The sequence below is a fragment of the Kitasatospora sp. NPDC023385 genome (assembly GCF_055664045.1).
Genome location: NZ_JBVOOL010000011.1, coordinates 209196 through 223880 on the forward strand (window position 1 = coordinate 209196; position 14685 = coordinate 223880).

Genomic DNA, 14685 nt, shown 5'->3' on the forward strand with positions numbered 1-14685 from the left:
CGGAGCGGCGGGCGGTGCGGGCCGACACGCACGGGGCCGTGCTGTTGCTCGACTTGCCGCAGGCCGGGCGCTTGGATGGCTCTGCCCTGGTCAACTGGACGGACCCGGCCAGCCGAGGAGCCACCACCGTGAACGACACCACCGATGCCGCCGCCGTGGCCCGCCGGATCACCGAACGGCGCGATCAACTGGGCCTGAGTGAGGAGGACTTGGCCCGCCGGGCCGCGATGGCCCCCCGCTACCTGCGGCACCTGCTCGACGCCGGGCCCGCGTTCGACCCCGGCGGGTTCCTGCGGATCGCCGCGGCCCTCGGCAGCAGCCGGTCCGAAATTCTGGAGGGCCGTAGCGACGCACCGCCCGGACAGGGCGGCCCCGGCCCGCGCCCCCGGCTGCAGAACCTCACCGAAGCCGAGTGCTGGGAGCTCGTCGGCACGCACGGCATCGGCCGGATCGGCCTGCCCGTCGAGCCGGGACCGGTGGTGCTGCCCGTCAACTACGTCGTCGACCGGGCCTCCTTCGCCTTCCGCACCGGCGAGCACCACGCCGCCGCCCCGGAGGAGGGCGCCGCGGTCTCCTTCCAGGTCGACCGCATCGACGAGTACCTCGGCCGCGGCTGGAGCGTGCTCGCCCTCGGCCAGGCGCACTACGTGAACGAGCCGGACGAGCAGGAGCACTTGGCCGGTCTGCCCGGGGCCCGACCGTGGTCGGGCGGGGACCGGCCGTGCTGGGTCCGGATCCGCCCGCAGGAGATCACCGGCCGCCGGCTGGTCACGGGCTGAGGGATCGCGGGTCCGTGGCGGTGCTTGGTCCCCTGGTGGGGCAGGTGTTGCCTGAGTCGGCCTGGGCATCGGCACCGTGGCAGCAACCGGCGTTCCCGCGGGCCGACTCGGCGCTGCGCACCGAGCGCGCCCTCGGCCTGGACCTGTGGGCCGACCAGGCGCCCCGGATCGAGGGCGTCGGCGTGTCGGTGACCGGCCCGGACGGGGCGCGGGCGATCGACTGGGTCGGACGGCTGGACGCCTACGCGCAGTCCGTCGACCAGCGGCTGAAGATGTCCACCTGGCTGGAGCTCTTCGCCGAGCGCGGCGGCGGGTGGACCTGCGCACGGTGACCGCCGCCGACGTGCAGCACCTCGCCGGCGGGCGTGGACCGGTGGTATCTCGACCCGGCCAAGGCGGCCGCCTACCTGGCCTCGGTCACGATCGGCGACTGAAAGGTCAAGAGTTCGCCAAATCGGGTGCAAGAACGTGTCGATCATGGTGGGTTCGTGTCAGTCCCTCACCGAGGGGACCATTCGGCTCGGAACGCGAGCAGTGCGGACAGCATGCGGACAACAGGAGACACGTGGTGGCGGTCGACGGGGGCAACATGGCCCAGGTTGTGATCGATACGGCTTACAACGAGCGCAAGCGGCTGCACACCGGCCGCAGCCGGACCACCGCCATGGTCGTGCTGGGCCTGCTGGCCGCGGTCGGGCTCTTCCTGGGGCTGGTGGTCGGCAAGTCGGACTCGACCTCCGCGCCGACCTGCGACGGCCACACCATGACCCGGACCAGCGAGTGCCGGATCTGGTCCAACCACGGCGGCGGGGGCACCTACTCGTACGACGAGATGATCGACCGTCGGGAGTCCTCCAACGGAGTGTGGCGGGCCATCGGCTTCGGCGGCGCCGGCCTCGCCGTCGTCTTGATGGCGGTCGCCGCCACCAAGCTCAACCCGAACCGCCCCTGGGGCACCCCGGTCACCGCCGCCTGCCCGCGCTGCCGCGAACTCAATTTGCGGGAGAAACTCACCGTCCACAGCGTCACCCGGGGCCGCACCACCCACCGCTACAGCGGCATCGTCACCCTCTGCACCCCCGCCTGCGGATTCTCCACGATCCGCCAGCGCTGACCGCCCGCCCCCGAGCGGACGCCCGACTAAGCCCTCCCGCTCCCACCCACTACGCTCGGTGCCCGTCGAACTGATGATGGGGTGAAGCGAGTGAGCAGGTGGGAGCGGGCGCTCGACGCGGCCGGCGTACACGACCCGGGACTGCGGGCCGACTACAGCCGGCAGCGGCAGCAGGTCGCCCGGTACAAGCGAGAGGTCACGCTGGCCGCCGCCCTGCTGCTGCCCGGCCGGACCGTCCCGCACGTGATCGCCGCCGCCGCCTTCATGCACCGCACCGACACCCTCCTCGACAGCGGACCCCTCGAAGAACGCCGGGCCGCGTCCGCCCGCTGGCAGCAGCGGGTCACCGAGAGCCTGGCCGCCGGCCGGACCGACGACCCCGAGCTGCGCCCCCTGCTGCACAGCATCGACGCGCACCCCGTCCTCCGCGAACGGGTCCTCGACTTCCTCGCCGCGACCGACGCGGACCTCGGCTTCACCGGGTTCGCCACCGAAGAGGACTACCAGGCCTACGTGGACGGGTACTCGCTGCCCGGCTTCATGGTCGTCGCCGCGCTGCTCGGACCGGACGGCGACCAGAGCGCCTACCGGACCGGCTGCCGCACCTACATCGACGCCAGCCAGCGGCTCGACTTCGTCAACGACCTCGCCGAGGACCTCGCGGACGGCCGGCTGACCATCCCCGAGCAGACCCTCCGGGAACACGGCGTCACCCGAGCCGACCTCGAACACCGCCGCGACCTGCCGACCGTACGGGCCCTGCTCGGCGACCAGCTCGACCGGGTCGACCGCACCCTCGCCGAAGGCCGGGCCGTCATCGACCTGGTGCCCGCCGTCCACCGGCCGATGGTCCGGTGCATCGTCGGCGTGGACGAGCTCACCAGCGCCGCCGCCCGGGCCGACCGGGGCGCCCTGCTGCGCCGCTCCGCGAGCCCGTCCAAGCCCGGCGCGCTGCGGCTGCTCGGGCGGGAGTACCTCCGGGCGCGTCGGCTGCGGGGGTGAGAGCGGCGGGGTGGAGGCTCCGGGGGCGGCGGGCGGCGTGGGAGGGTATGCGGAGGGGGCGTCCACAAACGGAACCACCCTCTGTCGTAGGAGAGTTCGCAGCTCCGTCGTGGCCCTGTCGCGGCTCCCGGGGCCTGGCTAGCATGAGCGCCCAGCTGCAGGACCCAATGACCAGAATCACCGGGAGGACCCCTATGAGTGCACTGGTGACCGACATCCGCGACGCGGGGCTGCTGGACATCGACGAGGACGCCATCGTGTTCGAGGACGAGTTCGACGCGGACCTCGCGCCGGTCGCGTGTCTCGCCGACCCGTGGGTCACGTACGTTCCGACCCGCTTCCCCTGTGAGATGAATGCCTGATCCGGTTGATCCGCCTGATTCGGCTGGTTGGATGGGTCGGGCTGGCGGACTGATCGGATCCATGGCGTCGCAGCGGACCCGGGGGAGGGCCTCATTGAGCACACGACCCGACCCCGGATCCGCCGAGGCACTGCGGTGCCGCGTCGAGGCGCTGACCGCCGACGCTCCCGGCGCGCGCCGCCCGCTGGGCACCGACGGCCCGTGGTGGTACCTCCGGGACGCGAGGATGCCGGCGCTGCCCCACGGCTGGAAGCTGCACGTGTCCACCCGCCCGGGCGAACTGGCCGCCCTGCTCGACGTGGTGGTCCCGATCCTGCTGCGCCACACCTGCGACGCGAAGTTCGCGCAGAGCGCGGCGGTGCTGCAGGAGCTCAACAGCGGCCGACACGGCGCCGCCGCCGTCGGGAAGGCCGTGACGGTGTACCCCCGGCCCGAGGAAGTCCGCATGCTGGGCTTGGAGTTGGCGCTGGCCTTGGCCGGGTGGTCCGGTCCCGAGGTGGTGAGCGACCGCCGGATCCGGCCGGACGCCCCGGTGTACTACCGCTACGGGCCGTTCCGGGTCACGGACGACGAGGCGGAGCGCGGCATGGCCGGCCCCGACGGCACGGTGTGCCCGGGCCTGGCCGAGGCCCGGTACCGCCAACCCCCATGGGCGAAGGACCCGTTCGCCCCGGGCGGAGCCGCCGCCCCCGCCCGCCCGGCGACCACCCGCGTGGGCGACGGGCGCTACCGGATCACCGCCGGCATCACCCGTGCGCCGAGCGGCCACGTCTACCGCGCGGTCGAACTCGCCACCGGGCGCGATGTGGTAGTCAAGCAGGCCCGGGCCTTCGTCGCCGAGGACGGCGCCGGCACCGACGCGCGCGGCCGGCTGCGGCACGAGCGCCGGGTGCTCGCCGCCCTGGCCGGGGTGCCCGGAGTGCCGCCGCTGGTGGACTACTTCCGGCACGGCACCGACGAGTACCTGGTCAGCGGCGCCTGCGGGCAGCGCGACCTGCGCCGGGACGTCCTGGCCTGCGGTCCGTACACCGCCTGCGGTCCGTACACCGCCGGGGTTTCGGATGCCGGCGGGGCTGCGGATGCCGGCGGGGCTGCGGACGACGGCGGGCGCGACGGGTGGCGGCTGGCGCGCGGGCTGCTGCGCATCCTGGACGCGGTGCACGCACGCGGTGTGGTCGTGTGCGACCTCAAGCCCGCGAACGTGGTGCTCGACCGCGACGGCCGCGCCGCGCTCGTCGACTTCGGGGTGAGCGCCCTGGCCGGCGACCGCCCGCCCGGGGCCGCCGCCGGCTACGGCCTGCCCGGCGCCACCGGTGACGACCCCACCGAGGACTACTACGCGCTCGGGACGACGCTGCACTACGCCCTGACCGGCCTCGACCCCGTCGTGATCGACCCGGACCCGGCGACCAACCGCGACCGGACGGTGGCGTGCCTGCGCGCGGCCCTCCCGGAGTCGGCCCTCCCGGAGCCGGCGCACCCGGCGGTGCGCCTGATCGAGGGGCTGCTGGGCTTCGACCCGGCGGAGCGCGCCGCTGCGGCCTCCGCGCTTCGCGCCGGCGGTGCGGGGGCCGGTGCTGGCGCTGGCGGGGATGCTGGCGCGGGCGCGGCCCCCGTGCGGAGCCGGTCGGTGAAGGCCCGGTCGGTGCGCTCCGGTCGAATCCTGCTGGACGAGGCCCTGGACCACACCGTCACCACCTGCGTCCGGATGGCCCGCGAACTGGTCGCCACCGGCCCGGGCGCGGAGCGGCCCCGCACCCTGCTCTCCCTCTACGACGGCGGGGCCGGCCTCGGCCTCGAACTGCTGCAGCACGCGGACCGTCCGGACGCCCGCGCGGCCGCCGCCACCCTGGCCCGCTGGACGGCCGCCCACCCGGCCCTCGACCGTCTGGACGGCTCGCTGTACCAGGGGCGTACGGGCGTGGAGCTGTTCCTCGCGCAGGCGGCGGCCGTCCTCGGGCCGGAAGCGCCGGAGCACGGCTTCCCGGCGGCGCCCGGCACGGGAGAGGGGACGGATCAGATCGCGGGTGAGGCCGGGATCGGTACCGGGCACCTGCTCCTCGCGGCGCTCCGCCCGCCCGGCCGTCCGGTCGTCGGTCCGGTCTCCGGCCCGGCTGCCGACCGGCATCTCGTGGCAGCCGCCGACTGCGCGGCGCGGCTGGTCGCCGGGCCGCTCGACGCCCCCGAGGACGCGCCCAACCCCGGCACCGCCGCCCTCGCGGAGGGCTTCGCCCACGGCCGCGCGGGCGTCGCCCACTTCCTGCTCGCCATGCCCGACGCGGCGTCACAGCGCACCGCCCGCCGCATCGTCGACGGGCTCGCCGCCGACCTGCCCCGGATCGTCGACGCGGCCCGCCGCCCCGGAGCGACCCGCCGCTACCTCTCCTGGTGCCGGGGACTGGCCGGACTCGGCACGCTCCTGGTCCAGGCCGGACTGCGGTACGGCGACGAGGACCTGCTCGCCTTGGCCGCCGACGCGGCCGACACCTGCCGGGCGCTCGCCCCGAGGACCGCCCAGGTCTTCCGCTGCTGCGGACTGGCCGGCGTCGGGGACCTCCTGGTCGACCTCGCGACGGCCACCGGGGACGACCGCCACTGGGCGGCGGCCGAGGACCTGGCGGCGCTCCTGCTCACCCGGGCCGGCGGCCCGCCGAGCCGGCCGGTCCTCCCCGGCCGGCAGCCGGACGCCGAGGCGCGCGCATGGGCGGTCGGCACACCCGGCGTCGCCACCTTCCTCCGGCGGCTGTCGCGGCGCGGCGGCCCGGTGCCGGGGCAGCTGCCGCTGCGCTGAAGTCTCTGTCGTCGGGCGGGTGCGGGGGCCGTAGCCGTCGGTCTGCGTATGCCCAAGTTCCTTGCCAGTGACGGACTTTCGGGATCCGTCGGCGGCGGGAAAGTCGGAGGTCAGTGGCGGATCGCTCAAGCACCGCTGGAGCAGCGGCGGCGATGCGCCGCCGGGGTGGGGACTACTGGCCAATGTCCGGTTGGACCATGCCGCCGGCCGTTGCCCGCGACCTAGACTCGCCGACGGGCGACGCGACCTCCGGATCCGAACAGCCCGCGTTCGCCGCACCCACGGGGGGCCTGGTACATCCCGCAGCACCCGCTTCGCAGTCGCGTCCCGGACCGTCCGGCACGCCTGCCACCTCAAGGGAGTCCGCCATGTCCGACACCGCCATGTCCCGTTCCGCTGCCGCCGAGACCGGTCTCGACCTTCAGGACCTCGACCTCAGCGAGCTGACCGTCACCTCCCTGCGCGACACCGTCGCGCTGCCCGAGAACGGCGCGTCCTGGGGCTCCTGCTCCTGCCAGGGCTCGTCCTCCTGTGCCCAGCCGCAGACCATGGTCGCCCCGATCGTCTGACCAACCGTCAGGAAGTCGGCGAAGACGTCTCGTTCGAGGACCGAGAATCCGGGAGAGAACATGTCCGATCACGCCCGGGGTGAACTCGCGCTCGACGAGATCCTCGCCCTCGACGGCCTCGACCTGGGGGAGTTGACCGTCACCGCGCTGCGCGACACCGTCGCGCTGCCCGAGACCGGCGCCTCCGGTGCCCCCAGCTCGACCTCCTGCGGATCGTCGTCCTGCGCCGTTCCGCACCCGCCGACCCAGACCTTCTGAGGCCGGTGCCACCGCACCACCACCGAACCCGGCGCGTTCGCGCGGACGCGCCGGGTTCCTCCCGTGCACCGCCCAGGCCCCGTCGGAGGGAAGCGCCATGCCGAACCGAGTCCTGCCGCGAGGCCTGCCCCCGGCGCCGCTCCTGGACGCCGCGCTGCCGTCGCCCGAGCCCGTGCCGGGGCCGACCGCGTCCACGGCGCGCCACGCACTGGTACGCGCCACCGTGCTCGCCCGGCCCGCGCAGTCCGCCGCGTCGGCCGCCGTACGGGGCCTGCTGGCTGAACTCGGCGCCGTCGAGGCCACGGACTCGGCCCTGCGGCCCGCCCTCTGCGACGACCTGTACGCCAGCCGCGCCGGGCACGACGAGGACTTCCACCGCCGGGTCGTGCTCCCGCTCCGCCGGGACCTGCACAACGGGCGCCCTCCCCGCGCCGCGCTGCTCGACCGGCTCGCCGACCTGCCGCAGCGCGTCCCCACCCTCGCCGCCTGGCTGGACCTGCGGCAGCGGCGCACCACCGTGCTCGCCGCGCTCGCCGACGCCGTCCCGCCCGCGCTCGCCGCCGAACGCGCCGCCCTCGCCGACCTCTGCCGCGAACCCGCCTTCGCCCGAGCCGTCGCCCTCACCAGCGGCGACCTGCTGCGCGCCGTCACCCACACGGCGCGCGCGGCCGGTGCGGCCGGTGCGGCCGGGGAACGGAGCGGCCGGGCCCGCAAGGAGGAGGCCGCCGTCCTGCGCCACGCCCTGCGGGCCACCGCCAAGACCAGCCCGCTCTCCTGGTTCACGGCGGTCGACTGGGCCCCGGCGGACGGGAGGTCGGGCGGCGCAGGTCGGCCCGCGCGCGCGGTCGTCCGGGAGAACCGGACGCTGGTCGCCGCCCTCGTCCAAGCCCTGCTCGACGACCCCCGGCGCAGCCGCACCCTGCCGCACCGGATGGCCAGCGCCGCCCGCGTCGCCGACGGCCGCGCGCACTACGCCCGCAGCGAGGTGGTGTTCGCGGGCGGGCGCTACCTGGTCACCCGCGAGGAGGAGGTGGCACTCGCCGCCCGGCCCGAACTCGCGCTGCTCGCCTCGCTCGCCGACACCTCGGGCACCGCTGGCGTTCACGGCACCACCGTTAGTGCTGGCACTGCTGACACTGATGGCACTGCCGGCGCCCACTGCACGCCTGTCCGGCTCGCCACCCGCCTCGCCGCCGCCCTCGGCCGCCCGGACGCTGACCCTGCCGTCCACCGCTTCGTCGGCCAACTCCTCGCCGCCGGACTGCTGGTGCCCACCGAACCGGTCGACCCGCAGGATCCGCAGGCGCTGCGCAGCCTCGCGGCGTGGCTGCGGCAGTGGCCGGAGGATGCCACGATCGTCACCTGGATCGACCAACTCATCGATTTCACCGAACAGTTGGCGGAGGCTCCGGGCGAGCTGCGCCCCGTGCTGCTCGCCGTACTCGCCGACGTCTGGCGCAGGGTGCTGGACGACGCGGGCCGGCCCGTTCCGGCGGATGCGGCGCCGCTCACCGTCCTCAGCGAGGACGTCCACGCCCCCGCCCCGCCGCAGCCCCGGCCGAGCGGCGCCGACCGGGCCGCACTCGCCGAACTCACCGCACTGGCCGAGCTGTTCGACCACGGCCACCTGATGCGCCGGGCCGCCCGCGACCGCTTCGTCGCCCGGTACGGAGACGGCGGGGTGTGCGCCACCCCGTGGGAGTTCGGAGCCGACGCCGCACAGGCCTGGGCCGACACCGCCATTCCGGACGAACTCGTCGCACTGCGAGCCGAGTTCACCGCCCTACCGGAGGCCGACGGCGAACTCGTGCTCCCCGCCGAACGGGTCCGCGCGCTGGCCGCCCGGCTGCCCGGTTGGACCGCCGCCCGGCCGCTCAGCTACTCCTGGTTCGTCCAACGCGACACCGCTGACGGCCTGTTGTGCGTCAACCACGTCTACGGCGGCTGGGGACGCTTCACCAGCCGCTTCCTCGACGCCGGCCCGCCACGGGCCGCCGCCGACGTCGCCCGACAGATCCGGCGCGGCCTCGGCGACGGCGCCCGCGCCGCCCAGATCCGGCCGGTAGGAGGCTTCAACGCCAACCTCCACCCCCTGCTGCTCGCCGACGAGATCGGCCCCGACCGGCAGTGGACCAGCCTCGCCGAGGCCGACCTCGACCTCGTCCACGACACCGCCACCGACCAGCTCCGCTTCCGGCTGCGGAGCACCGGCGAGCAACTGGACATCCTCTACCTGGGCTTCCTCGCCCCGCTGATGCTGCCCCAGCGGCTGGCCCCGCTGCTCGCCGACCACCCCAACGGCGTCGTCGACTTCAGCCCCGTCGTGCCCCGCACCGCCGTCACCGCACCCGGCGGCACCGTCACCCGCACCCCGCGCCTGCGCCACCGCCACGTCGTCCTCGCCCGCCGCCGCTGGCACCTCCCGGCCGCCGTCCTCGACGCCCTGCGCGCCGACCTGGCTGCCGATCCCGGGCCCGGACCCGGACTCGGCCCCGGCCACCGCCCCGGTCCGGAGAGCGTCCCGGTGGCGGCCGTCGCCCGCTGGCGCGCCCTGCTCGGCCTTCCCGAACAGCTCTTCCTCCACCCCGTGCCGGCCGCCACCACCACCGGCACGCCCGCCGACGCCTTCGTGGCCCACCTGCGCGCCCCCAAGCCCCAACCCGTCGACCTCGGCAACCCCCTGCACCTGCGCCACCTCGCCAAATGGCTCACCCGGTACCCGAACGGCGTCGCGCTGGAGGAGGCCCTGCCCGCCGTCGCCGGGGCGGCGGAACCGACCCGGGCGGTCGAGCTCGTGGTGGAGACGTACCGCCCCGGGAGGGCGGGCGTCGGCGTGGCCGACGTCGGTGCGCGTCCTTGCGACGCTGCCGTCCGTCCTTCCGTCCCGACCCCGCAGAGCCGAGGAGACGTGCGATGAGTGACCCGGCCGACGGCCCGGAGGCCGTGACCGTCTGCGATGTGGTCCTGACCCACTACCAGCCCGTCAAGGCCCGTGCGCTGCGCGAAGCCGTCCTGCCGCTGGCCCGGCAGGCGGCGGCGGACGGGCTGGCGGCGCACGTCGAGCGGCACTGGCGGTTCGGGCCGCACCTGCGGCTGCGGCTGCGCGGCCCCTCCACCCGGGTGGCCGTCGCGGCCGAGCGGGCCGCCGAGCAGCTGCGGGCCTGGGCGGCGGCGCACCCGTCCGTCGCCGACCGGACCGACGAGCAGCTGCTGGCCGAGGCCGCCGTCGCCGGGCGGGCAGAGCTGGTCGCACCGCCGTACGGTCCGCTGGTGCCGGACAACACCGTCCGGGTGGTACCCGTGGACCCGTCCGCCGAGCACACCCTGCGGACGCTGCTCGGAGCCGGATCCGCCGACCTGCGCGAGGAGTTGCTGCGCCTGGGGCTCCCCGCCCTCGGCTCGGGGTGCGACTTCCTCGGCGCACACGGCGACGCACCCGAGGCGAGGGTACAACTGGTCGTCGCGGCGCTCGCGGCGCACGCCGCCGCGCACCCGGACGGCCTGGTCGGCGGCCACTACTCGATGCTCTCGCACCTGGAGGACTTCCTCGTCCACGAGGACCCGGACGGCAACCTGCGGGCCGCCTTCGAGCGGCGCTGGGAGTGTGCCGGCGGCACGGTCACGGAACTGGTGGGCCGGATCGCCGGCGGCGGCGCAGGCGGCTGGGAACGGGACTGGGCGCGCTGGTCGGCGACGGCCTGGGAGCTGGCGGAGCGGCGGCTGACGGCAGGGGCCGACCTCGGCGGCGACCGCCGCGAGTACCGCGAGCGCGCCGCCGCCCTCGGCGACCGGGCCACCGCCGAGCGTTGGAACCCCGAACTGCGCACCCGCTACAGCGAGTTCCACCAGCTGCTGCACCGCTCCGACCCCGACGGCACGATGTGGACCCGCCCGGACTACCTGATCTACCGGGCCTGCACCAACGGCCTCTACCGATTGCTCGCGATCTGCGACGTCCGGCCGGTGGAGCGCTACCTCGCCGCCCACCTGGTGGTCCGCAGCGTGCCCGCGCTCACCGGGCACCGGTGGCAGGACCGGCTGGACGAGGTCATCGCCGTGGTGGAGGGCGCCGCGTGACCACCACCGAACCGGTCACCGGACCGGTCGCCGGACCGGTCACCGAACCAGGCGCCGCACGGCCCGGGCGGCTGCGGCCCCACCTGCGCCCGGGCGTGGCGGTGACCCCGCTGCGGGACGGCCTCCACCTGCGCGGGCGCGGTACCAGCCTGACCCTGGAGGGCAGCCGGGCGCTCCCGGCGCTGTGGAAGCTGCTCGCCAGCCGGCTCGCCCCCGGCCCGGACGCGCCGGCGCAGCCCGCGCCCCTCCCGCAGGTGGCGGCGGCGCTGGCCACCGTCACCGCCCGGCTGCGCGAACACGACCTGATCGTGGACCACCCCGACGGCACCCGACCGTCCCCCTGGCCGGGTGCGGTGGCTGACGCGCCCGCCCGCGTGGCGACTGCCCTCGCGGCCGCGCGTCCGGTGGTGGCGGCGGCGGACCCGGACGGGCCACCGGCCCGTGCGCTGGCCCGCGCCCTCGCCCGGGGCGGGACGGCCGCACCGGTGGTGGTCGCCGAGCGCGGACTGCCTGCCGGTCGGGTGGTGGCTTCGGCGGGCGAACCGCCGGTGGCGGTCGCCGTGCAGTGCGGCGCGGACGGCGGCTTCGTCACGGAACCCGCCGACCCGGCCCGCACCCGCGCGGACGCTGCCGCCCTCGCGGCCCTGCTGGGCACTGCCGCCACCGACACCTCCTCCGCCTCCTCCTCCGCCTCCTCCGACACCGCCACCCGGGCCATCACCAGGGACATCACCGGGCGCTCTGCCACGCTGCCCGTCCTACTCGCCGCCGCCGGTGCCCAGCGGCTGCTCTGCGCCGTCGCCGGCCTGCCGGACCCGGGCGCGCCCGGCGACGACCCGCGCCTGCTGGCCGGTCGCCCCGCCGTGCTGCTCGCCGGGGCCCGCCCGCCGCGCGCTGAGCACCACCCGTGGGCGGCGGGCCCCGGTGCCGCCGCCGCGCCGCCCACGGATCTCGCCGAGGCCCTGCGCCGGGTGGCCGTCCTCGGTGATCCCCGGCTGGGCGTCCTCGACGCGCCGTCCCCCGGGGACCTCCCGCAGCTGCCCGCCGCCCTGGTCTGCTGCGGCACGCCGTCCGGCACCCTGGCAGCGGGCGCGGTCCGGACGGACCTGGCGCGGCTGGCCGCCGCCTGCCGGTCCGTCGAGCTGCACGTGGCGGCCGTCGACGGGGGAGCCCAGGTGACGGTCGGTGTCGACCCGGACCACGCGCTCGGCCGGGCGCTGCGTCGGGCAGCCGTCGCCCACGTGGCCCCGGACGGCCGCCCGCTGTCGGACGCCGCCTGGCGGGACCATCCGCAGGCCGCGCACTGGTGGGGTGTCCTGGTCCGGCGCCTCAGTCGTCCGCCAGCGCTGACGCTGCATCAAGTCAGGCGGCACGAGGTGTACTTGGCGGACATCGAGGGCGCCCGAGCAGTCGAGGCCACTCCCGCCGCCGCGGTCGCGCACGCCGCCCTGGCCGCCCTCACCCGCCTCCTCGCCCGGGAGCACGGCCTCGCCGCCGCCCACCACACCGCCCTCAGCGGCGCGGCTGCCCGGCTCGCCGCCGCCGGTCGCCAGCCGGCAGCGTGGGCGGACGAGGGCTGGACGGACCGCTGGCTCGCCGAACTCGCCGACCACGAAGCGGACTTGCGCACCACACTGCGTCGCCTGACCGGCTTGCGCACCACCCCCTGGCGGCCCGCCGCCCCCGGCGCCCGTCCGCTCGCCAACGCCCTGGACGGCTGCGGGTTCACGGCCCTCGTCACCACCGGAGACGGCCGATGACCGAACTCCCCGTCCTCACCCCGGACCAGGCGCTGGCCGCCACCAGCGGCACCGCCGTCGTGTACCTCGCCGAGTGGACCCTCGGCCTGGCCACCCGGCTCAGCCGCCACGCCCTGGCCCACCCCGTACGACTGGTGCCGGTGCGCGAGGACGGCGCGCTGACCCTGGTCGGCCCCGTCCTGCACCCCGGCGCGTCCGCCTGCCTCGGCTGCACCGAGTACCAGCGGCTCGCCACCGCCGGCGGCCGGGTGCCCTGGCAGAGCCCGGACCTGGCGCTCGCGGGCACCGGCACCCCGGCGTTCGGCGAAGCGGTGGCCGCGCTCGCCGCAGACCTCGCCGAAGCCGCCACCGAACCAGCCGAAGCCGCAGACAACCCGGCCGACCCGGCCGCAGCCGTCGTCCACGTCGTGAACGGCGCCCGGGCCACGTGGTCCACCCACCGGGTCCGCCCCGTCGGGGGCTGCCCGGTCTGCCGTCCGCTGCCCGCCGACGCACCGGAGGCGGCCCGGCTGCTCGCGACGCCCCGCCCGCTGCCCGACCCCGCCGTGCTGCGCGGCCCCAACGACCGTACGAGCGCGGCGCAGTTGCGGGCCGAACTGCACGACGAGCGGTTCGGCCCGGTCCGTCGGCTGTTCCGTACCGAGGACTCGGCGTTCGCCCTCACCACCGCCTGGGTGACCGACGGGCGCGCGCTCGACGACGGCGGGTACGGGAGGGCGGCGGACTTCCGTTCCAGCGAGCGGGTGGCGCTGTTCGAGGCCGTGGAGCGTCTGGCGGGCATGCGTCCGCTCGGGCGCCGGACCGTCCTGCGGGCCTCCTTCGCCGCGCTCGCCCGGGGGTCGGGCCCCGGCGCGGTCCTCGACCCCGCCCGGCTCGGCCTGCCCGACCCCGCCCATCACGGGCATCCGGCCGCCGCCACCGTCCCGTACCGCCCGGACCTGGTGCTCGACTGGGTCCACGGCTGGTCGCTCACCCGCCGCCGCCCGGTCGCCGTGCCCGAGCACATCGCCTACTGGGACCTGCCGGACCGCGACCGGCCCCGCGTGGTCTACGAGTCGTCGAACGGCTGCGGCCTCGGCAACAGCCCCCAGGAGGCCGCGCTCTACGGGTTGTTCGAGGTCGCCGAACGCGATGCCTTCCTGATGGCCTGGTACGCGCGCACCCCGCTGCCCGCCGTCGCCGTCCCCACCGACGACCCGCAGGTCGCCGACCTCGCCGAGCGCGCCAGCCTGCTCGGCTACCGGCTCACCCTGCTCGACGCCACCAACGACCTCGGCGTCCCCGCCGTGATCGCCCTCTGCCGCCACCGAGGCAGCCACCGAGGCAGCCAGGGCGGCCGCCACCGAGGCCGGCAGGACAGCCACCACGGCGGCCACCCGGCGGCCCCGCGCACCTTCCTGGCCGCCGGCGCCCACCACGACCCCCTGACGGCGATCCGCTCCGCCGTCGCCGAGGTGGTCACCAACGTCCAGGAGGCCCCGCACCGCTCCACCGCCCCGGGCGGCCCGCGCGACCCGCAGCGCCTGCGGACGATGCTGGAGCGGCCCGAGCTGGTCGTCACCCTGGACGACCACGTCGGCCTCAACGCCCTGCCCGAGGCGCAGCCCCGGCTGGACTTCCTCTTCGCCGGCCCGCCCCCGGTGCCCTGGCGCGAGCGCTGGCCCGGCGCCCCCGGACCCGTCACCGACCTGACCGGTCTGCTGGACCGGACGGTCGCCCGCCTCGCCGTGGAGGGGCTGGACGTCGTGGTGGTCAGCCAGGACGAACCCGGCGTCCGCGACCGCCTCGGCCTGTACTGCGCCAAGGTGATCGTCCCCGGCACGCTGCCGATGACCTTCGGCCACGTCAACCGCCGCACCCTCGGCCTGCCGCGCCTGCTGGAGGTCCCGTACCGGCTCGGCCGCACCCCGGCCCCGCTGCGCCACGACGAACTGCCGCTGCACCCGCACCCGTTCCCCTAGCCGTCCGGGAAG

General features: G+C 76.2%; 11 protein-coding genes and 1 pseudogene. All 12 read left to right on the plus strand.

The window, feature by feature from the left end:
* The first annotated feature begins 128 nt into the window (after nucleotides 1-128).
* Nucleotides 129-779, plus strand: coding sequence for a helix-turn-helix domain-containing protein (locus AC0B61_RS19485; protein WP_471741938.1), 651 nt, complete (start codon nucleotides 129-131; stop codon nucleotides 777-779).
* Nucleotides 780-886: 107 nt separating this feature from the next.
* Nucleotides 887-1090 (plus strand): annotated as a pseudogene (locus tag AC0B61_RS19490) (styrene monooxygenase/indole monooxygenase family protein); the annotation flags it as partial.
* 257 nt (nucleotides 1091-1347) lie between these two features.
* Nucleotides 1348-1893 carry a hypothetical protein gene (locus tag AC0B61_RS19495; RefSeq protein ID WP_471741939.1) on the plus strand — a complete coding sequence of 182 codons (546 nt, stop codon included), beginning with the start codon at nucleotides 1348-1350 and terminating at the stop codon, nucleotides 1891-1893.
* Nucleotides 1894-1983: 90 nt separating this feature from the next.
* A complete protein-coding gene (locus AC0B61_RS19500) occupies nucleotides 1984-2895 on the plus strand; it encodes a phytoene/squalene synthase family protein (protein WP_471741940.1) in 912 nt (303 codons plus the stop codon).
* A 194-nt stretch (nucleotides 2896-3089) separates the two neighbouring features.
* The gene (locus tag AC0B61_RS19505; protein ID WP_199807811.1) at nucleotides 3090-3257 is read left to right on the plus strand and encodes an SflA family class IV lanthipeptide; all 168 of its coding nucleotides are present in this window, start codon (nucleotides 3090-3092) and stop codon (nucleotides 3255-3257) included.
* A 94-nt stretch (nucleotides 3258-3351) separates the two neighbouring features.
* Nucleotides 3352-6048, plus strand: a complete 2697-nt coding sequence (gene lanL, locus AC0B61_RS19510) for a class IV lanthionine synthetase LanL (protein ID WP_471741941.1) — start codon at nucleotides 3352-3354, stop codon at nucleotides 6046-6048.
* A 368-nt stretch (nucleotides 6049-6416) separates the two neighbouring features.
* Complete coding sequence (locus AC0B61_RS19515; RefSeq protein WP_471741942.1) at nucleotides 6417-6617, plus strand: thiazolylpeptide-type bacteriocin; 201 nt, start codon at nucleotides 6417-6419, stop codon at nucleotides 6615-6617.
* A gap of 60 nt (nucleotides 6618-6677) precedes the next feature.
* Nucleotides 6678-6875 (plus strand): thiazolylpeptide-type bacteriocin, encoded by a 198-nt coding sequence (locus tag AC0B61_RS19520; RefSeq protein ID WP_471741943.1) that lies wholly within the window; start codon nucleotides 6678-6680, stop codon nucleotides 6873-6875.
* 97 nt (nucleotides 6876-6972) lie between these two features.
* A complete protein-coding gene (locus tag AC0B61_RS19525; RefSeq protein ID WP_471741944.1) occupies nucleotides 6973-9792 on the plus strand; it encodes a lantibiotic dehydratase in 2820 nt (939 codons plus the stop codon).
* Nucleotides 9789-10952, plus strand: coding sequence for a hypothetical protein (locus AC0B61_RS19530; RefSeq protein ID WP_471741945.1), 1164 nt, complete (start codon nucleotides 9789-9791; stop codon nucleotides 10950-10952). The genes AC0B61_RS19525 and AC0B61_RS19530 overlap by 4 nt, the downstream gene beginning before the upstream one ends.
* Nucleotides 10949-12712: a hypothetical protein gene (locus AC0B61_RS19535; RefSeq protein WP_471741946.1), complete on the plus strand. Its 1764-nt coding sequence runs from the start codon at nucleotides 10949-10951 to the stop codon at nucleotides 12710-12712. The genes AC0B61_RS19530 and AC0B61_RS19535 overlap by 4 nt, the downstream gene beginning before the upstream one ends.
* Nucleotides 12709-14673: a TOMM precursor leader peptide-binding protein gene (locus AC0B61_RS19540; RefSeq protein ID WP_471741947.1), complete on the plus strand. Its 1965-nt coding sequence runs from the start codon at nucleotides 12709-12711 to the stop codon at nucleotides 14671-14673. Before AC0B61_RS19535 ends, AC0B61_RS19540 begins: the two co-directional genes overlap by 4 nt.
* Nucleotides 14674-14685 lie beyond the last annotated feature (12 nt).